This window comes from Cupriavidus sp. C2SS-8b (genome assembly GCF_057073745.1).
Genome location: NZ_CP172716.1, coordinates 866,854 through 886,039, shown reverse-complemented (window position 1 = coordinate 886,039; position 19,186 = coordinate 866,854). Strand labels below are relative to the sequence as shown.

General features: G+C 65.6%; 14 protein-coding genes and 1 pseudogene. 7 read left to right on the top strand and 8 right to left on the bottom strand.

Annotated elements, in window-relative coordinates:
- Window positions 1-105: 105 nt before the first annotated feature.
- The gene (polA, locus tag ACIGJB_RS04040) at window positions 106-2,934 is read right to left on the bottom strand and encodes a DNA polymerase I (RefSeq protein WP_483731512.1); all 2,829 of its coding nucleotides are present in this window, start codon (window positions 2,932-2,934) and stop codon (window positions 106-108) included.
- Window positions 2,935-2,938: 4 nt separating this feature from the next.
- Here polA and ACIGJB_RS04035 point away from each other — a divergent pair, with 4 nt between their 5' ends.
- The 4 genes from ACIGJB_RS04035 to ACIGJB_RS04020 all read left to right on the top strand — a co-directional run bounded on the left by ACIGJB_RS04035 (window position 2,939) and on the right by ACIGJB_RS04020 (window position 6,408).
- Window positions 2,939-3,880, top strand: a complete 942-nt coding sequence (locus ACIGJB_RS04035) for an LOG family protein (protein WP_483731511.1) — start codon at window positions 2,939-2,941, stop codon at window positions 3,878-3,880.
- 223 nt (window positions 3,881-4,103) lie between these two features.
- Window positions 4,104-4,505: a hypothetical protein gene (locus tag ACIGJB_RS04030; RefSeq protein WP_483731510.1), complete on the top strand. Its 402-nt coding sequence runs from the start codon at window positions 4,104-4,106 to the stop codon at window positions 4,503-4,505.
- A gap of 113 nt (window positions 4,506-4,618) precedes the next feature.
- Complete coding sequence (locus ACIGJB_RS04025; protein WP_483731509.1) at window positions 4,619-5,614, top strand: homoserine kinase; 996 nt, start codon at window positions 4,619-4,621, stop codon at window positions 5,612-5,614.
- A 5-nt stretch (window positions 5,615-5,619) separates the two neighbouring features.
- Window positions 5,620-6,408 (top strand): BPSS1780 family membrane protein, encoded by a 789-nt coding sequence (locus ACIGJB_RS04020; protein WP_483731508.1) that lies wholly within the window; start codon window positions 5,620-5,622, stop codon window positions 6,406-6,408.
- A gap of 87 nt (window positions 6,409-6,495) precedes the next feature.
- On the opposite strand, the pseudogene ACIGJB_RS04015 reads toward ACIGJB_RS04020, so the two are convergent.
- Window positions 6,496-8,855, bottom strand: a pseudogene (locus tag ACIGJB_RS04015) (UvrD-helicase domain-containing protein).
- Between the two features lie 931 nt (window positions 8,856-9,786).
- Between ACIGJB_RS04015 and ACIGJB_RS04010 the strand changes: the two are divergent.
- Window positions 9,787-12,654, top strand: coding sequence for a valine--tRNA ligase (locus ACIGJB_RS04010; protein WP_483731507.1), 2,868 nt, complete (start codon window positions 9,787-9,789; stop codon window positions 12,652-12,654).
- 111 nt (window positions 12,655-12,765) lie between these two features.
- Window positions 12,766-13,662 (top strand): UTP--glucose-1-phosphate uridylyltransferase GalU, encoded by an 897-nt coding sequence (galU, locus tag ACIGJB_RS04005; protein ID WP_483731506.1) that lies wholly within the window; start codon window positions 12,766-12,768, stop codon window positions 13,660-13,662.
- 74 nt (window positions 13,663-13,736) lie between these two features.
- On the opposite strand, the gene ACIGJB_RS04000 is transcribed toward galU, so the two are convergent.
- From ACIGJB_RS04000 to ACIGJB_RS03975, 6 genes are all read right to left on the bottom strand, one after another.
- Entirely contained in the window at window positions 13,737-13,964 is a 228-nt protein-coding gene (locus tag ACIGJB_RS04000) for a sulfurtransferase TusA family protein (protein WP_211954366.1), read from the bottom strand.
- A gap of 27 nt (window positions 13,965-13,991) precedes the next feature.
- Entirely contained in the window at window positions 13,992-14,576 is a 585-nt protein-coding gene (locus ACIGJB_RS03995; RefSeq protein WP_483731505.1) for an NUDIX domain-containing protein, read from the bottom strand.
- 67 nt (window positions 14,577-14,643) lie between these two features.
- Entirely contained in the window at window positions 14,644-15,678 is a 1,035-nt protein-coding gene (locus ACIGJB_RS03990; protein WP_483731504.1) for a threonine aldolase family protein, read from the bottom strand.
- A gap of 27 nt (window positions 15,679-15,705) precedes the next feature.
- Window positions 15,706-15,894, bottom strand: coding sequence for a 4-oxalocrotonate tautomerase (locus tag ACIGJB_RS03985; protein WP_483731503.1), 189 nt, complete (start codon window positions 15,892-15,894; stop codon window positions 15,706-15,708).
- Between the two features lie 54 nt (window positions 15,895-15,948).
- Window positions 15,949-16,722 carry a class II aldolase/adducin family protein gene (locus ACIGJB_RS03980; protein WP_483731502.1) on the bottom strand — a complete coding sequence of 258 codons (774 nt, stop codon included), beginning with the start codon at window positions 16,720-16,722 and terminating at the stop codon, window positions 15,949-15,951.
- Window positions 16,723-16,812: 90 nt separating this feature from the next.
- A complete protein-coding gene (locus ACIGJB_RS03975) occupies window positions 16,813-18,072 on the bottom strand; it encodes a YbfB/YjiJ family MFS transporter (RefSeq protein WP_483731501.1) in 1,260 nt (419 codons plus the stop codon).
- Window positions 18,073-18,219: 147 nt separating this feature from the next.
- Here ACIGJB_RS03975 and ACIGJB_RS03970 point away from each other — a divergent pair, with 147 nt between their 5' ends.
- Window positions 18,220-19,113: a LysR substrate-binding domain-containing protein gene (locus ACIGJB_RS03970; RefSeq protein ID WP_483731500.1), complete on the top strand. Its 894-nt coding sequence runs from the start codon at window positions 18,220-18,222 to the stop codon at window positions 19,111-19,113.
- The last annotated feature ends 73 nt before the right edge of the window (window positions 19,114-19,186 follow it).

The following is a 19,186-nucleotide window of genomic DNA, read 5'->3' as shown; positions in this document are numbered from 1 at the left end:
CATTCTGTACATGAGGTGTCGTATTTTCGAGGCTTCAAGGGCATGCAAATGAATACGGCCGGGTACTCCCCGGCCGTATTCATTCATTGCGTGCGCAACGTGGTCTTAGTGCGCTTCTTCCCAGTTCGCGCCGGTGCCGACTTCCGCGACCAGTGGCACGCGCAGCTGCGCCACCGAACACATCAGTTCCGGCAACCTGACCTTGACCAGCTCCAGCTCGCCCTGCGGCACTTCGAGCACCAGTTCATCGTGCACCTGCATGATTTGGCGTGTCTGCAAGCCGTCGCGTTCCAGCCAGCCCTGCACCGCGATCATCGACAGCTTGATCAGGTCCGCGGCCGTGCCTTGCATCGGCGCGTTGATGGCCGCGCGCTCCGCAGCCTGCCGGCGCGGCCCGCTGCCGCCCTTGATATCCGGCAACCACAGGCGCCGGCCGAACACGGTCTCGACATAGCCCTGTTCGCGCGCGGTCTGGCGCGTGTCTTCCATGTATTGCGCCACGCCGGGGTAGCGCATGAAGTAGCGGTCGATATAGTGCTTGGCGGCCTCGCGCTCGATGCCCAGGTTGCTGGCCAGCCCGAACGCGCTCATGCCGTAAATCAGGCCGAAGTTGATCACCTTGGCATAGCGGCGCTGCTCGCTGTTGACGGCCTCGCGCTCCACGCCGAAGATCTCCGCCGCGGTGGCGCGGTGGATGTCCTCGCCGTTGGCAAACGCGCGCAGCAGGTTCTCGTCGCCCGAGATATGGGCCATGATGCGCAGCTCGATCTGCGAATAGTCGGCTGACACGATCACGCTGCCCGGCGGCGCGATAAACGCTTCGCGGATGCGTCGGCCTTCTTCCGTGCGCACCGGGATGTTCTGCAGGTTCGGCTCCGTCGATGCCAGCCGGCCGGTCACCGCCGTAGCCTGACCGTAGCTGGTATGCACGCGGCCGGTGTTCGGGTTGACCATCTTCGGCAGCTTGTCCGTGTAGGTGGACTTGAGCTTGGCCAGGCCGCGGTAGTCCAGCAGCACCTTGGGCAGCGGGTAATCCTCGGCCAGCTTCTGCAGCACCTCTTCGTCGGTCGACGGCGCGCCGCTCGCGGTCTTCTTGACCACCGGCAGCTTCATCTGGTTGAACAGGATCTCGCCGATCTGCTTGGGCGAGCCCAGGTTGAACGGTTGCCCCGCCGCGTCGTACGCCGCCTGCTCCAGCGCGAGCATGCGCTGGCCCAGTTCGGCGCTCTGCGTGGCAAGCCTTTCGGCATCGATCAGGACGCCGTTGCGTTCGATCTTCTGCAGCACCACGGACACCGGGATCTCGATCTCCTCGTACACGCGGCGCAAGCCCGGCGCAGCGTGCACCTGCGCGAACATCTTGCGATGCAGGCGCAGCGTGACGTCGGCGTCTTCGGCCGCGTATTCCGTCGCGCGTTCAAGGTCGATCTGGTCGAAACCGATCTGGCTCGCGCCCTTGCCGCAGACTTCTTCGTAGGTGATGGTCTTCAGGTTCAGCAGGCGCTCAGCCAGGCTGTCCATGCCGTGATTGCGGTGCGAGGCCAGCACGTAGCTTTCCAGCATGGTGTCCTGCGCAACACCGCGCAGCGTCACGCCATGGTTGGCGAACACGTGGATGTCGTACTTGATGTTCTGGCCGAGCTTTGGCTTGCTGTCGTCCTCGAGCCATGCGCGCATGCGGGCGAGCACGGCATCGCGCGAAAGCTGGCCGTTGTTCTCCATGCCGGCGACGTCGGGCCCGCGATGGCCGACCGGGATATAGCACGCCTCGCCAGGCTCTACCGACAGCGAGATGCCGACCAGCTGGGCGAGCATCGGATCGAGAGATGTGGTCTCGGTATCGAGCGCCGTCAGCGGCGCGCTTTCGATGCGCTGCATCCACGCTTCGAACGCGGCTTCACTCGTCACCCGCTCGTAGCGGATTTCACTCGGCGCCGCGTCCTCGGCGGGCATGGCATCCGGCGCGGCCGATGGGGTGGCCGATGCGGCGGGCGCATCGAACAGGCCGCCTTGCGCCGGTGCCGCCGCGGCGCGTGCGCGTGCCTGCGCGCGCGGATCAGGCAAGCTTTCGCCGGTCGCCTCGCGCAGCCACGTCTTGAAGCCATAGCGCGTGAAAAACGCGATCAGCTTTTCCTTGTCCTCGCCCATTTCGCGCAGCGCGTGGAAATCCGCCACCGAGGCATTGAGGTCGCAGTCGGTCTTCACCGTGACCAGCTCGCGCGCCTTCGGCAACCAGTCCAGCGTATTGCGCAGGTTCTCGCCGACCACACCCTTGATGCCCGCGGCGTTCGCCATGATCGCGTCGAGCGTGCCGTGTTCGGTCAGCCATTTCACGGCGGTCTTGGGGCCGACCTTGGGCACGCCGGGCACGTTGTCGACCGCATCGCCGATCAGCGACAGGTAGTCGACGATGCGTTCCGGCGGCACGCCGAACTTGTTGCTGACGCCGGCCGGGTCGAGCACTTCGCCGCTCATGGTGTTGACCAGCGTGACGTGGTCGTTGACGAGCTGCGCAAGATCCTTGTCGCCGGTGGACACCACCGTGCGCACGCCCTGCTCGCACGCCTGGCGCGCGAGCGTGCCGATCACGTCGTCGGCCTCCACGCCGTCGACCACGACGATCGGCCAGCCGAGCGCGCGCACGGCTTCGTGGATCGGCTCGATCTGGCGCGCCAGGTCTTCGGGCATCGACGGGCGATGCTCCTTGTACGCCGGGTACATGTCGTCGCGGAAGGTCTTGCCCTTGGCGTCGAACACGCAGGCGCTATACTCTGCCGGGTAATCGTTGCGCAGCTTGCGCAGCATATTGATCATGCCGTAGATTGCCCCTGTGGGCAGACCCTCACCATTCCTCAGGTCCGGCAGCGCGTGATAAGCGCGATACAAATAGCTCGATCCATCGACGAGCAAGAGTGTTTTTGGACTATCCGACATTCCCATGGACTCAAAATTGACTGGTGCTGCAGCAGGCGGTGCCTCGACCGCCCCCCTTGCCGACCCGGATGTTTCCGATATCTCCGGCGATACCGTACAACCCCCGCCGGAAGCTGCTTCCGAACACGCGGCTGCGGTCGCCCGCGCGGCCGATGCCGCCGCCGCTGGCAACCCCGCGCAGCCGGCCGCGGATGGCCCCGCTGCGTCGCGTGCCAATCCGCGCAAGATGATTCCCAGCCTGCGTGCGCTGGCCGACGAAGATCGCGCGACCGCAAAGAAGGCGCGCGCCTCGTGGCAAATGTTCACGATTATGGCAGAGTTCATCGAGGCCACCGAGTACCTCTCGGAGATCCGGCCAGCGGTATCGATCTATGGCAGCGCGCGCCTGCGCGAAGACTCGCCTTACTACCAGCGCACCATCGAAATCGCGCGGCTGTTCTCCGATGCCGGCTTCGCGGTGATCTCCGGCGGCGGCCCCGGCATCATGGAAGCGGCCAACAAAGGCGCGCACGCCGGCAAGTCGGCCAGCGTCGGCCTGAACATCGAACTGCCGCACGAACAGCAGGGCAATCCGTACCAGGACATTGCCATGCGGTTCCGCCATTTCTTTACGCGCAAGGTCACCTTCGTCAAGAACTCCGACGCCTTCATCGTCATGCCGGGCGGTTTCGGCACGCTCGATGAACTCGCCGAGGTGCTGACGCTGGTGCAGACCGGCAAGTCGCGTTCCGTGCCCGTGGTGATGTTCGGCAGCCGCTTCTGGAAAGGCCTGCTCGACTGGTTCCGCTTTACGCTGCTGCCCATGGGCCTGATCGCCGAACACGATCTCGACCTGATGAAGATCGTCGACGAGCCGCATGAAGTGCTCGAGGCAGTCTACGAGTACTACGAGCAACGCGGCGGCGACAAGCCGATCCCGCCGAAGGAAGAAATGTTCTACCTGTAAGACAAGAGTGGTGGACAAGGGAGCCCTGCGTCACAGGCGCAAGGGCCACCCGATGCGGCGTTGCCGGGGTGCCCCAGAGGCCACGGCAGCGGCCCTTTCGCGGCAGGAATTGCTAGAATGGGAGGTATCCGCTTGCCAAAGCCCGGCGTCCCGGGTTGCAGCCAACGCCCCATTCCGCCGCGCAGCGTGCCGTCTCGACCGCTGCGCCGCACAGGAGCCCCTGATGAACTCCCCCTCACTCCGGTCCACAGCGAAAGCCACTGCTCGGACGCCGCGCCTGGCCCTGGCCGCCGCAGTGTTCGCGCTGGCCCTGCCGGGCCTGGCGCTGGCGCAGCCCGCCGAGGAAAGCAACGCCCTGACGCAGCAGGAACTGAACCGGATCAACAACCAGCCGATTGCCCCGGCCGCCAAGTCGCAGATCAACCAGCCGCGCGAGCCGAGCTTTCAGCTCAATGAGCGCGATGGCACGCAAGTGCGCGAGTACCGCGACAAGGGCCGTGCCACCGATATCCAGGTAAGGTCCGGGTTCGGCACCAAGTACCAGATGAGCAAGCCGGAAGACAGCTCGCCCAAGATCCGCGAGCATGACGTCAATCGCGTGCCTTCGGTCAACCTGCAGTTCTGATTCCGACTACCCACGGCCCGGGCACGCCCGGGCCGCGCCGGTCCTCCGGCAGTCTTGCCGCGGCGGCGGCTCCCTTTGTGCCGCCGCTTTCCGTTTCGCATCACACGACGAGTATGGCCGTATTCACCACGGTCTCGCAGGACGAGATCGCCCGCTGGCTGCTTGACTACGACCTTGGCGAAGTCCGCGCATTGCGCGGCATCGCCTCCGGCATCGAGAACAGCAACTTCTTTCTGACCATGGAGCAGGATGGCTGCACGCGCGAGTACGTGCTGACCATCTTCGAGCGGCTCACGTTCGCGCAGCTGCCCTACTACCTGCACCTGATGGCGCACCTTGCCGCACGCGACATCACCGTGCCCGCGCCCATCCCGGCGCGCGACGGCGAGATCCTGCGCACGCTCAAGGGCAAGCCAGCCACCATCGTCACGCGCCTGCCGGGCGCATCCCAACTCAAGCCCGACGCCGAGCATTGCGCGCAGGTCGGCGACATGCTCGCGCGCATGCACGTGGCCGGCGAGGACTACCCGCGCCAGCAGCCCAACCTGCGCAGCCTGTCCTGGTGGCAGCAGACCGAAGCGGAGATCGTGCCGTTCCTGGACGCGCAGCAGCGCACGCTGCTGCAGCAGGAAATCGCGCACCAGGCAGCCTTCTTCGGCAGCGCCGACTACGCGGTGCTGCAGGGCGGCCCGTGCCACTGCGACCTGTTCCGCGACAATGCGCTGTTCGAGGAAGACGGCAAGGGCCACCACCGCCTGGGCGGCTTCTTCGATTTCTATTTCGCCGGCAACGACAAGTGGCTGTTCGACCTGGCCGTGACTGTCAACGACTGGTGCATCGATCTGGCCAGCGGCGAGCTGGACAACGCCCGGGCGCAGGCACTGGTGCGGGCCTATCATGCGGTCAGGCCGCTGACCGACACCGAAACCACGCACTGGCGCGACATGCTGCGCGCGGGCGCACTGCGCTTCTGGGTGTCGCGCCTGTGGGATTTCTACCTCCCGCGCGAAGCCGACATGCTTCAGCCGCATGACCCGACCCATTTCGAACGCATTCTGCGCCGGCGCCTTGCCATGACCGCGGACGCCGCCGCGCTCGCCTGGATCTGATTGGTATGCAACTACTGGAAGTCCCCGCCAAGGAAGGCTACGTCTGGTTCCGCCAGGGCATCTGGCTGTTCCGCAAGAATCCGCTTGCGTTCCTGATGCTGCTGTTCATCTACCTGATCGCGGCACAGCTGGCCATCGTGGTACCGCTGATCGGCATCATTGCGCTGCTGGTCGTGACGCCCGGCCTGTCGGTGGGCGTGATGACGGCCTGCCGTGAAGTCATCCAGAACAAGCGCGTGCTGCCGACGGTGCTACTGGCCGGATTTCGCACCAACGGCAAGGAAGCCACGCGCAACCTGCTGGTGCTCGGCGGGGTCTATGCGGGGCTGGTGTTCCTGCTGAGCCTGATCGCCGGCGCGCTGGTGGACATGAGCGCGCTGTTGCCGATCCTGCTGAAGGAAGAGACGCTGACGGCCGAGGCCGTGCGCCAGCTCTACTACGCGCTGCTGATCGGCGCGCTGCTCTACACGCCGATCGCGATGATGTTCTGGTTCGCGCCGCTGCTGGCAGCCTGGCACGGCGTGCCGCCCGTCAAGGCGATGTTCTTCAGCTGGACCGCGTGCTGGCGCAACCGCGGAGCCTTCTTCACCTACGTGGTGCTGTTCGCCGTGCTGCTGGTGGCGATTCCGTTCTTCCTGGAGATCCTCTTCAGCGCGTTCGGCGCCGAGACCGTGCTGTCGTTCCTGGTCACGCCGTATTCGCTGCTGATGCTGGCCATCCTGTACTGCTCGTTCTACGCGACGTACCGGGGCTGCTTCAATGTCGTCCCCGCGGAAGAAGCCACGCCGACCTGAACGGCCAGGGCAACGGTCGGCGCGGCGGGAAAGGACCGCCGAAATCCGGCCACCCCTCCCCTGAATTCGCCACGAAGCCGGCCCCGCTCAGTTGATCGGGTCCAGCTTCGCCACCGCCAGCGCCAGCCACTTGGTGCCGTGGCGCTTGAAATCGATCTGGGCGCGGGCATCGGCGCCATCTCCTTCCAGCGCCTTGATCTTGCCCTCGCCAAACTTGGTGTGGAAGACCTGCTGGCCGACGCGGAAGCCCGTGCCGGCCTCGCGCTTGGCATCGGCGTAGCCGTTGCCGGTGTCCATGCCGCCGGTGGGCTTGTTGCCGGAGTACGGGACATCCTCGGGCTTGCGGAACCAGTCGCGGCCCCATGCGCTGTCGCGTTCCTGGCGGCTGACGCCGCCGTAGCCCTGCTGCTGCGGCGTCAGCCACTTCAGCGCGCCTTCGGGCAGTTCCTCGAAGAAGCGCGAGCGCACGTGGTAGCGCATCTGGCCGTGCAACACGCGGCTTTGGGCAAAGGACAGGTACAGGCGCTCGCGCGCACGCGTAATCGCCACGTACATCAGGCGACGCTCTTCCTCCAGCCCGTCCGGCTCCATCGCGCTGTTTTCATGCGGGAACAGGCCTTCTTCCAGTCCTGTGATAAACACCACGTTGAACTCCAGGCCCTTGGCGGCATGCACGGTCATCATCTGCACCGCGTCCTGGCCGGCCTGGGCCTGGTTATCGCCGGCCTCCAGCGAAGCGTGGGTCAGGAAGGCCACCAGCGGCGTCATCACCACCGGCAGCGCTTCGGGGTCGAGCACCTGCTGAGCCTGGTCGCCTTCGGCGAGCTGCGGTACGGCCTGCGCCACGCGAGATTCGAAACCGACCGGGATCACAGCGGCCAGCGCATCCAGCCCGTAGCCTTCTTCCACGACAAAGGCCTGCGCCGCGGTCACCAGTTCCTGCAAGTTCTCGATGCGGTCCTGGCCTTCCTTCTCGCCCTGGTAATGCGTGATCAGGCCGCTGGCGTTGGTCACGTACTCGACCACCTCGGCCAGCGTCATGCGGCGCGTCTCGGCGCGCATCTGTTCAATCAGGCGGACGAATGCCGCCAGCTTGCTGCCTGCTGCGCCGGCCACATAGGCGACGGCTTCGGACAGAGAACAGTTGTACTGGCGTGCGGCGTCCTGAAGTTGTTCGAGTGAGCGCGCGCCAATGCCGCGCGCCGGGAAGTTCACCACGCGGCCAAAGGCAGCGTCGTTGCGCGGGTTCTCCAGCAGTTGCAGGTAGGCGAGCGCGTGCTTGATTTCGGCGCGTTCGAAGAAGCGCAGGCCGCCGTACACGCGGTAGGCGATACCGGCCGAGAACAACGCGTGCTCGATCACGCGCGACTGCGCGTTGCTGCGGTAGAGGATCGCGATTTCCGAGCGGCTCATGCCCTGCGCGATCTGGTCGCGGATCTCCTCGATCATCCACGACGCCTCCTGCTGGTCCGAGCCGGCCTGGAACACGCGCACCGGCTCGCCGTGGCCGGCATCGGTGCGCAGGTTCTTGCCCAGGCGGCGGGCATTGTGCGAGATCAGGTGGTTGGCCGAATCGAGGATGTGGCCGTGCGAGCGGTAGTTCTGCTCGAGCTTGATCATCTTGCGCACGCGGAACTCATGCTCGAAGTCGCGCATATTGCCGACGTTCGCGCCACGGAACGCGTAGATGCTCTGGTCATCGTCGCCGACGGCGAACACCGCTGCGGGATTCTGGGTGCCATGGCCCGCCAGCAGCTTGAGCCACTGGTACTGCAGCACGTTGGTGTCCTGGAACTCGTCCACCAGTACATGGCGGAAACGGTGCTGGTAGTGCTGGCGGATTGCGTCGTTGTAGCGCAGTAGTTCGTAGCAGCGCAGCAGCAGCTCGGCAAAGTCGACCACGCCTTCGCGCTGGCACTGCTGGTCGTAGGCGGCGTACAGGTCGACGAAGCGGCGGTTGAAGTCGTCGTTGGCCTCTACGTCGGCCGGGCGCAGGCCTTGTTCCTTGGCGTTGTTGATGAAGTACTGGAGGTTCTTGGCGGGGTACTTCTCGTCGTCGACATTGAGGGCTTTCAGCAGGCGCTTGAGGGCGGAAAGCTGGTCCTGGCTGTCGAGGATGGCAAAGGTCTGCGGCAGGCCGGCATCGCGGAAATGCGCGCGCAACATGCGGTTGCAGAGGCCGTGGAAGGTGCCGATCCACATGCCGCGCGTGTTGATCGGCAACATCGAGGACAAACGCGTTTGCATTTCCTTGGAGGCCTTGTTGGTGAAGGTCACTGCAAGGATGCCCGCGGGGATACGCGTCCGTTCTGGATCAGCCAGGCGATACGCGTGGTCAGCACGCGCGTCTTGCCGCTGCCCGCGCCGGCCAAGATCAGGGCCGGCTCGTCAGGTAGCGTGACGGCGGCTAGTTGTTCGGCGTTTAGGTTGGCGAGCAAGTCGGGCATTTTTTTGGGGAGACGGCGGGGCTGGTGGTTGGGGCTGGGTTGTTGTGCTTGGCAAGCGCTGCTGTTTCGCCGGCGTAGCCGGCGAGTCACTTTTTGTCCGAGCGACAAAAAGTAACCAAAAAACGCGTTTGCTTGCCCTAACGGGCGAATATTGATCGTAGCGTGCGAAGAATTTCGTACGGGTATTCGCTTCAGAGTTTGCCTGGCTGCCTGCCGCGTGGTGCGCGTCCGTATGCAGGCTCTCCAGCAATGATTGAACGAGCCCTGAACCTGTCCGTGGCCCGGGCTCTCCAGCCATATCGCATCATCGCCTTCGGCTGCGCTACGCGCGGCTAAGTAGTCTGAGCACACAGGCCGAGCTACCAAGACAATGGCCCGTGCTCTTGTGAGCCAGTGATGGTGATGCGCCAGCTAACAGACTAGTGAGCCGCGTAGCAGCCGTAGGCGATGATGCGACAGCGTTGGCAGTGTCGGGCCACGGACAGGTTCAGGGCTCGTTCAATCATTGTCGGAGAGCCTGCATACGGGTGCGCACCATGCGGCAGGCAGCCAGGCAGTCTCTGAAGTGAATACCCGTACAACACCCTCGGCACACTACGATCAATATTCGTCCGCTAGGACAAGTAAACGCGTTTTTTGGTTACTTTTTGTCGCTCGGACAAAAAGTGACTCGGCGGCTACGCCGCCGAAACAGCGGCGCATGCCAAGCACGCCAAGGCCAGCCCAACCTCAAAACCCGCCACAAAATCAAATTCAAACCCCAAATTATACCGACCCCCCACCCCGCGGCGCGAACGAATTCCTCCCCGCCCGACGACGTTCCGTATAATTTGGGGTTTCACTGGCGCAATGCACAATGCCCCCCGCCAGCCGCAGGCCTAAGCGCACCCCGCCTGCGACAAGCCCCGACGCAAAACCTCGACATCCCAGCATGACCGCCCAAGACCAATCCCTTGCCAAGAGCTTCGAACCCGCCGCCATCGAGGCGAAGTGGGGCCCCGAGTGGGAGAAGCGCGGCATCGCCCAGCCGACGTTCGACCCGGCCAAGCCAGATTTCGCCATCCAGCTGCCGCCGCCCAACGTGACCGGCACGCTGCACATGGGCCATGCCTTCAACCAGACCATCATGGACGGCCTGACCCGCCATGCGCGCATGCTGGGCGCGAATACGCTCTGGGTGCCGGGCACGGACCACGCGGGCATCGCCACGCAGATCGTGGTCGAGCGCCAGCTCGAAGCGCAAGGCGTATCCCGCCACGACCTGGGCCGTGAAAAATTCACCGAGAAGGTCTGGGCCTGGAAGGAAGAGTCGGGTTCGACCATCACCCGCCAGGTGCGCCGCATGGGCGCGTCGATCGACTGGACCCGCGAATACTTCACGATGTCGCCGGACATGTCGAAGGCGGTCACCGAGGTCTTCGTGCGCCTGCATGAGCAGGGTCTGATCTACCGCGGCAAGCGGCTGGTGAACTGGGACCCGGTGCTGGGCACCGCCGTGTCGGACCTGGAAGTCGACAGCGTCGAGGAAGAAGGCTTCCTCTGGCATATCCGCTACCCGCTGGTCGAGGCCGATGCCAAGGGCGGCCTGACCCACCTGACCGTCGCCACCACCCGCCCCGAAACCATGCTGGGCGACGTGGCAGTCATGGTCCATCCCGAGGACGAGCGCTACGCCCACCTGATCGGCAAGGAAGTGGAACTGCCGCTGACGGGCCGCCGCATTCCCGTGATCGCCGACGAGTACGTCGACCGCGAGTTCGGCACCGGCGTGGTCAAGGTGACGCCGGCGCATGACTTCAACGACTACGCCGTTGGCCAGCGACACAACCTCCCGCAGATCTCGATCCTTACGCTGGACGCGAAGATCACTGCCGACGCACCCGGCCACTATGCCGGCCAGGATCGCTACGACGCCCGCAAGGCCATCGTCGCCGACCTCGACGCACAAGGCCTGCTGGTCGAGACCAAGAAGCACAAGCTGATGACGCCGCGCAGCGAACGCACCGGCAGCGCCATCGAACCGATGCTGACCGACCAGTGGTTCGTTGCCATGAGCAAGCCGGCGCCGGAAGGCACGTTCCACCCGGGCCGCTCGATCGCCGAAGTCGCGCTCGACGCCGTCCAGAGCGGCGAGATCAAGCTGGTGCCCGAGAACTGGAACAGCACCTACAACCAGTGGCTGGCCAACATCCAGGACTGGTGCATCTCGCGCCAGCTGTGGTGGGGCCACCAGATCCCGGCCTGGTACGACGACGCCGGCAACTGCTTCGTTGCCCGCACGGAAGAAGAAGCGCTTGCCAAGGCCAAGGCCGCCGGCAGCGCCGGCGCGCTGCGCCGCGAGGAAGACGTGCTCGACACGTGGTTTTCGTCGGCACTGGTGCCGTTCTCGTCGCTGGGCTGGCCCGAGCAAACGCCTGAACTCAAACACTTCCTGCCGTCGTCGGTGCTGGTCACGGGCTACGACATCATCTTCTTCTGGGTGGCGCGCATGGTCATGATGACCAAGCACTTCACCGGCCAGGTGCCGTTCCATACCGTGTATGTGCACGGCCTGGTGCGCGACTCGGAAGGCAAGAAGATGAGCAAGTCCGAGGGCAATACGCTGGACCCGGTGGACCTGATCGACGGCATCGACCTCGACACGCTGCTCAAGAAGCGCACCACCGGCCTGCGCCGCCCCAAGGACGCACCGAAGATCGAGAAAAAGACGAAGAAGGAATTCCCCGAAGGCATTCCCGCTTTCGGCGCCGATGCGCTGCGCTTCACGTTTGCCTCGCTGGCAACGCTGGGCCGCAACATCAACTTCGACACCGGCCGCTGCGAGGGCTACCGCAACTTCTGCAACAAGCTGTGGAACGCCACGCGCTTCGTGCTGATGAACACCGAAGGCCATGACTGCGGCATGGGCCCGTGCAACAACGACTGCGGCCCGGACGGCTACCTGCACTTCTCGCAGGCCGACCGCTGGATCGTGTCGCTGCTGCAGCGCGTGGAAGCCGAGGTCGAAAAGGGCTTTGCCGAGTACCGCTTCGACAACGTCGCCAACGCCATCTACAAGTTCGTCTGGGACGAGTACTGCGACTGGTACCTGGAACTGGCCAAGGTGCAGATCCAGACCGGCACCGAGGCCCAGCAGCGCGCCACGCGCCGCACGCTGCTGCGCGTGCTGGAAACCGTGCTGCGCCTGGCCCACCCGATCATCCCGTTCATCACGGAAGAACTGTGGCAGAAGGTCGCGCCGCTGGCCGGCCGTGCCAAGGGCGATGGCAGCGAAAGCCTCGCGCAGCAGGCCTACCCGCTGCCGGCCATGGCCAAGATCGATGAAGCCGCCGAGCAATGGGTGGCGCAGCTCAAGGCCATGGTGGACGCCTGCCGCAACTTGCGCGGCGAAATGAATATCTCGCCGGCCCAGCGTATTCCGCTCTACGTGCATGGCGACAACGCCTTCCTGCGCGAAGCCAGCGCGCACATCCAGGCACTGGCGAAGCTGTCGGAGGTACGCGTCTTCGAAGACGACGCCACCCTGCAGACCGAAGGCGCCGGCGCGCCGGTGGCCATCGTCGGTGGCAACCACCTGCTGCTGAAGATCGAAATCGACGTCGCAGCCGAGCGCGTGCGCCTGTCGAAGGAGATCGAGCGCATCGCCGGCGAGATCGGCAAGTGCCGTGGCAAGCTGTCGAACGAGAGCTTTGTCGCCAAGGCGCCGCCCGCCGTGGTGGCACAGGAAACCCAGCGCCTGACCGATTTCGAACAGACGCTGGTCAAGCTGCAGGACCAGTTGCAGCGCCTGCCGGCCTAAACTATTCGAGGGTGCATCGGCCTCTGTTCCGGCTTGCGTCGGACAGAGACCGACAGACGGGCCCCGCACGATCCGGCACGGTTATAAATCGAAACCGAAGGAATACCAGACATGGAAAATCGCGTTACCAAGGCCGTCTTCCCGGTCGCGGGCCTGGGCACCCGTTTTCTGCCGGCCACCAAGGCCAGCCCCAAGGAAATGCTGCCCGTGGTCGACAAACCGCTGATCCAGTACGCGGTGGAAGAAGCCATGGCCGCCGGCATCACCGAAATGATCTTCGTCACCGGCCGCTCCAAGCGCGCCATCGAAGATCACTTCGACAAGGCCTTCGAACTCGAAGTGGAGCTTGAGGCCAAGAACAAGCAGGCGCTGCTCGACGTGGTGCGTTCGATCAAGCCGGCCAACGTGGAGTGCTACTACGTGCGCCAGCCCGAAGCGCTGGGCCTGGGTCACGCCGTGCTGTGCGCCGCGAAGCTCGTGGGTGAAGCCCCGTTCGCGGTGATGCTGGCGGATGACCTGATCGACGGCACCCCGCCGGTGATGAAGCAGATGGTGGATCTGTACAACCACTACAACTGCTCGGTCCTGGGCGTCGAAGAGATCGCCCCGGAACAGAGCCGCTCCTATGGCGTGGTCGATGGCCGCGAATGGGACGAAGGCGTCATCAAGATGTCCGGCATCGTGGAAAAACCCGCGCCGGAAGAAGCCCCGTCCAACCTGGGCGTGGTCGGCCGCTACATCCTGACGCCGCGCATCTTCGACCACCTGCGCGAACTGAAGCCAGGCGCGGGCGGCGAATTCCAGCTGACCGACGCGATCCAGTCGCTGCTCAGCCAGGAACAGGTGCTGGCCTACCGCTACCAGGGCACCCGCTACGACTGCGGCAGCAAGCTCGGCTACCTGAAGGCGACTGTCGAGTACGCGCTGAAGCACCCGGAAGTCAGCACGGGCTTCCGCGACTACCTGGAACACCGCGGCACGTACCTGGCCGACGGTACGGTGGCCTGATCCGCAGCTCGGCCACGCGTTAACGAAGAAAGCCGCCCTCGGGCGGCTTTTCTGCTCTCTGGACGCCTGCGCGTTCAGCGGCGGCGCATATAGAACACGAACACCTTGTCGATTTCCTGGTGCGACAGCAGTTCATTGCCGGTCTGCTTGGCGAACGCCTGGAAATCGCGCGTGGCGCCCGGGTCGGTGGCCAGCACCTTGAGCACGTCGCCGCTGGCCATGTCGGCCAGCGCCTTCTTGGTACGCAGGATCGGCAGCGGGCAGTTCAGGCCGCGCGCATCCACTTCTTTCTGGAACTCCATTCCTCTCTTCCTTGCTTTTATCAGTCTTCAGACCCGGTATTGTAGCGAACCGCTCAGGACGCTGAAGTCACTCGGCTGGCGCGGGTCGGGGATGTCTTCGCCGGTGCGGCGATCGAAGAAGCGTACGGGATAGCCACGCGCGTGCAGCCAGTCGGCCACTGCGAACCCGGTGCCGGCGGACCAGATGCGCATTTTTTCGGGCGCCACCAGCTTGTACTCGACCAGTTCTTCGGACAGTGCGATGTTGCCGCTCGCCTTCACGTGATAAGCGATGATCAGCTCGTTCTTGCGCATGAACTCGTAGACGCCGATCAGCGACACGGCTTCGGTGTCGAGATTGGTCTCCTCTTTCAGCTCGCGCGCCACGCCCAGCTCGGGGGTCTCGTCACGCTCCAGGAAGCCGGTGACCAGCGCGAACATCTGTTCCGGCCACGCCGCATTGCGCGCGAGCAGCAGCTTGCCTTCGTACTCGACCACCGCGGCCAGCACCGGCAGCGGGTTGTTCCAGTGCACGAAGCCGCAGTCCGACTGGACACAGGCGTGGCGTTCGCGCCCCGACAGCGGCAGCACCTCGAGCGGCGCGCCGCATTGCGGGCAGAATCGGTATTGCATGAGGGGCTCCTGGGTATGTCTCGTTATGTTCTGCTACCGCCCGGTATCTTACGCCTGCCGGCTCGTTTCAGCAGGCGGCGCACGCCGCGCGCATATCGGCCGCCAGGGCCTCGACAGTCTCCGGCTGCAGGTCCCACGCACACATGAAGCGGCAGCCGCCCGCGCCGATGAACGTGTAGAAGCGCCAGCCTTTCGCGCGCAGCGCTTCGATCGCCGGCAATGGCAGTTCGGCGAATACGGCATTCGACTCGGTAGGGAACATGATGCGCACGCCGGGGATATCCGCGATGCGCGACTGCAGCAGTTGCGCCATGGCGTTGGAGTGGCGCGCATTGGACAACCAGACATCGTTTTCCAGCAGGCCCAGCCACGGCGCCGAGATGAAACGCATCTTCGACGCAAGCTGGCCGGCCTGCTTGACGCGATAGGCGAAATCCTCGGCCAGGCGGCGATCGAAGAACACCACCGCCTCGCCCACCGGCAAGCCGTTCTTGGTGCCGCCGAAGCACAGCACATCGACGCCGGCGCGCCACGTGATCTCGGACGGATGCACGCCGAGCGAGGCCACGGCGTTGGCGAAACGCGCGCCGTCCATATGCACGCGGAGCTGCCGGCGCTTGGCGATGGCGGCAATCGCGCGCACCTCTTCCACCGTATAGACCGTGCCGACCTCGGTGGACTGCGTGAGCGACACCACCTTGGGCTTCGGGTAATGGATGTCCGAGCGCCGCGTAACCAGTGCCTCGACCGCATCGGCCGTGAGCTTGCCGTTCTCGCCCGGTGCGGTCAGCAGCTTCGAACCGTTGGAGAAGAACTCCGGCCCGCCGCATTCGTCGGTTTCGATATGCGCCAGCTCGTGACAGATGACCGAATGGTACGACTGGCACAGCGCCGACAACGCCAGCGAATTGGCCGCGGTGCCGTTGAAGACAAAGAACACTTCGCAATCGGTCTGAAACAGGTCGCGGATCCGGTCGCAGACCTTCTGCGTCCAGGAGTCGTCGCCGTAGGCCTGCTCATGGCCGGTGCCGTTGGCCTCCAGAAAATACTTCAGGGATTCCGGGCAAAAGCCGGCGTAGTTGTCCGAGGCGAAATGCTGCATGGTCATCTGGCTATGGCGTATCGAGGATTAGGGCTTGTCGGACCACAGCTCGCCGCCTGTGGCCCAGTTCTCGCGCTTGACGTCGGTGATGATGATGTCGACCGCTGAAGCGGTGCAGCCCAGCGTCTCGCAGGTGACGCGCGTGACTTCCTCGACGAACTTGCGCTTCTGCTCGACGGTTCGGCCTTCAAACATCTCTACGTGGAAAGTCGGCATGGATGGCTCCTTGTGTTGTCTTTGCTTGTATTGGGATCGGGTGAACAGGGACGTTCAGTCCCGATATGAGGGATCGATTCTATCGAGTTTGCGCAGCAGCGCCGGCCACTCCAGCACGCCTTCGATGGCGCCGTTGTCGTAGAGCTGTTCGGACGCCTTGTCGGCCACGCCCGGCGCGGGCCGCACCAGCCGGCCACCGGCCTGCGCGCCGATCTGGATCTCGCACGCCTTGATCAGCGTCGCCATCAGCACATAGGCTTCGGCGACGGTGCGGCCGACGGTCAGCGTGCCGTGATTACGCAGCAGCATGGCCGGCTGCTGGCCCAGCGACGCCGTCAGCCGCGCACCCTCCTCCGGCGAGAACGCCAGCCCCTCGTAGTCGTGGTACGCCATGCGGCCGTGGAAGCGCATGGCATGCTGGGACAACGGCAGCAGCCCCTCCGCCTGCGCGGAGACGGCGATGCCGGCGGTGTTGTGCAGGTGCATGACGCACATGGCGTCCGCGCGCGCCGCATGCACGGCGCCGTGCAGCGCGAAGCCGGTCACGTTGACCGGATGCACCGTTTCGCCGACCACCTCGCCGCGGCTATTGATCTTGACGAGATCCGATGCGCGGATTTCCTCGAAGGCGAAGCCAAACGGATTGATCAGGAAATGGTCGGGCTCGCCGGGAACCGTGGCCGAGATGTGGGTGTAGATCAGGTCATCCCAGCCCCGCAGGGCTGACAGCCGATAGGCGGCGGCCAAATCCACGCGGACGCGCTGCTCTTCTGGCGTAGTGGGACTAGCCGCGCCGGCGGCACGCGCCGGCTGCAATGAGAAAGACATGGGGGGTCGCTCCAGCGCCGCCCGGTGTTCGTGGTGCCGGTGTGGTCCCGGCTTGGTGAATCTGGGATCCGCAAAAGGGCGGCGAAGGCGTTACTGTAGCGCAGTCTGCCGCGGCGCCGGCATCGGCCATGCGCGGCGCATCCAGACGAACATCACGGCACCGGCCAGCAACGCGGCCGAAGCGCAGGCGAGCGAGCTGGCAAAGCCGCCCGATCGCGCCACCAGCGCCGTCGCCAGCGGCGGCCCGGCGATCTGCCCGAGTCCGTAGGACGCGGTCATCAGGCCCATCAGGCGCGGCGCCTGCGGTCCCCACAAACGGCGCGCCTCGCGCATCGCAAACGACACCAGCGCGGTGAATGGCAGGCCTGCGAGCAGGCTGCTGACGGCAAACCCGGCAATCGTCGGGAGCACCACGGCGATCGCGACGCCCAGCGCCTGCATGGCGTACGACCACGCGAGCAACCGGCGGTTATCGTGCGCCATGCCAACGCGCGTGGCCAGGAACGCGCCGATCGAAACGCCAGCCCCGAAGACCGGCCAGAACAGATCGGCCCACACCGAGCCAGGCATCGCCTGCCGCGCGATCACGGGCAGGAAGGTCGCGGTGATGATGTAGCCGAAGCCCGCCAGGCCATAGGCAAGGGTCAGCGCCCCGGCCTCGCCGCCGAGCCGCGCGCCATGGGCAGGATGGGTTTCCTGGCGCGTGGCGTCGGCATGCGGCGCACCGTCGTCCGGGGTGAAGATGCGCCAAACCGCCAACACCAGCGCGGCGGCCATCACCGTGAAGGCGATCCACCCCGCCACCGCATGCCAGCCGGCACCGACCATGGCAAACACCGAGACGCCAGTGACCACGATGCCCAGACCCGGCCCGCAGAAGATCAGCCCGCCCAGCGCCGGCTGCCCAAGTTCCGCGAGCCGCTGCATGCACCAGCCCGCGGTGTAGACCATGACCAGCGCACTCGCCACGCCCGCGGCCGCGCGCCACAGCGACCACGCCAGCATGCCGCCCGGCAGCGCCATGCCGAGCGTCAGCAAGACCGTGGCCACCAGCCCGAGCCGGATCATGCGCGCCGGATCGGGCCGGATGAACAGGCACACGGCGGCGCCGACGAAATAGCCGATGTAGTTCAGCGTGGCCAGCCAGCCGCCCTCATGCAGGGTGACCGTGCCGTCGCGCAGCATCATCGGCAGCAGCGGCGTGAAGGCGAAGCGGCCGATTCCCATGACCACGGCCAGCGCAGCCAGGCCCGCCAGCCCAATGGCCCTGGCCCCCGGTTCGCGCCGCATCCGGTGCGCCGCGCCGCCGGTCGCCGGTGTCGGGCTCAGCTTGATATTCGCATGCGGCATGTCGTCTTTCCTGTGTCGCGGTCGGTGGCAAACCCGCCTGGATTCACCTATGCTACGCCTTGACGATCATCTTCAAAAATGAATTATTTAGATGCCTTGCATCATCATCTGAGATGACAGGATAGACCACCCCAACCGGAGGCCCCCATGGACTTGGCCGCGCTTGAAATCTTCCGCACGGTGGTGGAGGCAGGCGGCGTCACGCGCGCCGCCGAACGCCTGCACCGCGTCCAATCCAACGTCACCACGCGCATTCGCCAGCTCGAGGAGTCGCTCGGGGTCGAGCTGTTCCTGCGCGACGGCAAGCGCATGGTGCTCACGCCGGCCGGGCAAACGCTGTTCGACTACGCCTGCCGCATGCTGCGCCTGGCCGAAGAGGCGCGCCACGCGGTGCTGCCGTCGCGCCCGCACGGACGCCTGCGCATCGCGTCGATGGAAAGCACCGCCGCCAGCCGGCTGCCGGCCATACTGGCCGCCTATCACCAGGCCTGGCCGGAGGTTCGGCTCGAGCTGGTCACGCTCACGACCCGCCAGGCGTTCGAGGCACTGGAGCGCTTCGACGCCGACTGCGCCTTCGTGGCCGAGCCGCTCGACAACCCGGCGCTGGCATCGCGGCCCGCTTTCGAGGAGGAGCTGGTCGTGATCGCGCGCGCCGGCCACCGCCCGATCCGCAGCGCCGCCGACCTGGAAACCTCCACGCTGCTCGGTTTCGAGCCGGGCTGCAACTACCGCGCGCGGCTCGAAGCCTGGCACGCGGCCGGGGGCGGCGCGCCGCCGCGCGTGCTGGAACTCGGGTCCTACCACACCATCGTCGCGTGCGCGGCGGCCGGCATCGGCGCCGCCATCGTGCCGCGCTCGGTGCTTGGCTTGTACCGCGACCTGCCCGCCATCAGCGTGCATGGCATGGGCGAGGCCGGCCGCGTGCGCACCTTGCTGGCCTGGCATCCGGCCATGTCGAGCGCGGCGCTGAACGCGCTCGTCCAGGCGCTGCCGGCGCCGGACGCGCCGGCCGGCAACCGGCCCCTGCCGGCCGCTGCCTGAGACTTCCCGGTCCGCCGTGGCCGTGCAGGATGTGCCCGGTCGCCTACACTGAATGTGGCGCCACCATGGCACC

Coding starts and splice junctions, on each gene's coding strand:
- ACIGJB_RS03990 (WP_483731504.1), bottom strand. CDS start 15,678: ATGCAGCATTTCGCCTCGGACAACTACGCCGGCTTTTGCCCGGAATCC.
- ACIGJB_RS03985 (WP_483731503.1), bottom strand. CDS start 15,894: ATGCCGACTTTCCACGTAGAGATGTTTGAAGGCCGAACCGTCGAGCAG.
- ACIGJB_RS03975 (WP_483731501.1), bottom strand. CDS start 18,072: ATGCCGCATGCGAATATCAAGCTGAGCCCGACACCGGCGACCGGCGGC.
- polA (WP_483731512.1), bottom strand. CDS start 2,934: ATGTCGGATAGTCCAAAAACACTCTTGCTCGTCGATGGATCGAGCTAT.
- ACIGJB_RS04020 (WP_483731508.1), top strand. CDS start 5,620: ATGCAACTACTGGAAGTCCCCGCCAAGGAAGGCTACGTCTGGTTCCGC.
- ACIGJB_RS04035 (WP_483731511.1), top strand. CDS start 2,939: ATGGACTCAAAATTGACTGGTGCTGCAGCAGGCGGTGCCTCGACCGCC.
- ACIGJB_RS03980 (WP_483731502.1), bottom strand. CDS start 16,722: ATGTCTTTCTCATTGCAGCCGGCGCGTGCCGCCGGCGCGGCTAGTCCC.
- ACIGJB_RS04025 (WP_483731509.1), top strand. CDS start 4,619: ATGGCCGTATTCACCACGGTCTCGCAGGACGAGATCGCCCGCTGGCTG.
- ACIGJB_RS04000 (WP_211954366.1), bottom strand. CDS start 13,964: ATGGAGTTCCAGAAAGAAGTGGATGCGCGCGGCCTGAACTGCCCGCTG.
- ACIGJB_RS04010 (WP_483731507.1), top strand. CDS start 9,787: ATGACCGCCCAAGACCAATCCCTTGCCAAGAGCTTCGAACCCGCCGCC.
- ACIGJB_RS03970 (WP_483731500.1), top strand. CDS start 18,220: ATGGACTTGGCCGCGCTTGAAATCTTCCGCACGGTGGTGGAGGCAGGC.
- galU (WP_483731506.1), top strand. CDS start 12,766: ATGGAAAATCGCGTTACCAAGGCCGTCTTCCCGGTCGCGGGCCTGGGC.
- ACIGJB_RS03995 (WP_483731505.1), bottom strand. CDS start 14,576: ATGCAATACCGATTCTGCCCGCAATGCGGCGCGCCGCTCGAGGTGCTG.
- ACIGJB_RS04030 (WP_483731510.1), top strand. CDS start 4,104: ATGAACTCCCCCTCACTCCGGTCCACAGCGAAAGCCACTGCTCGGACG.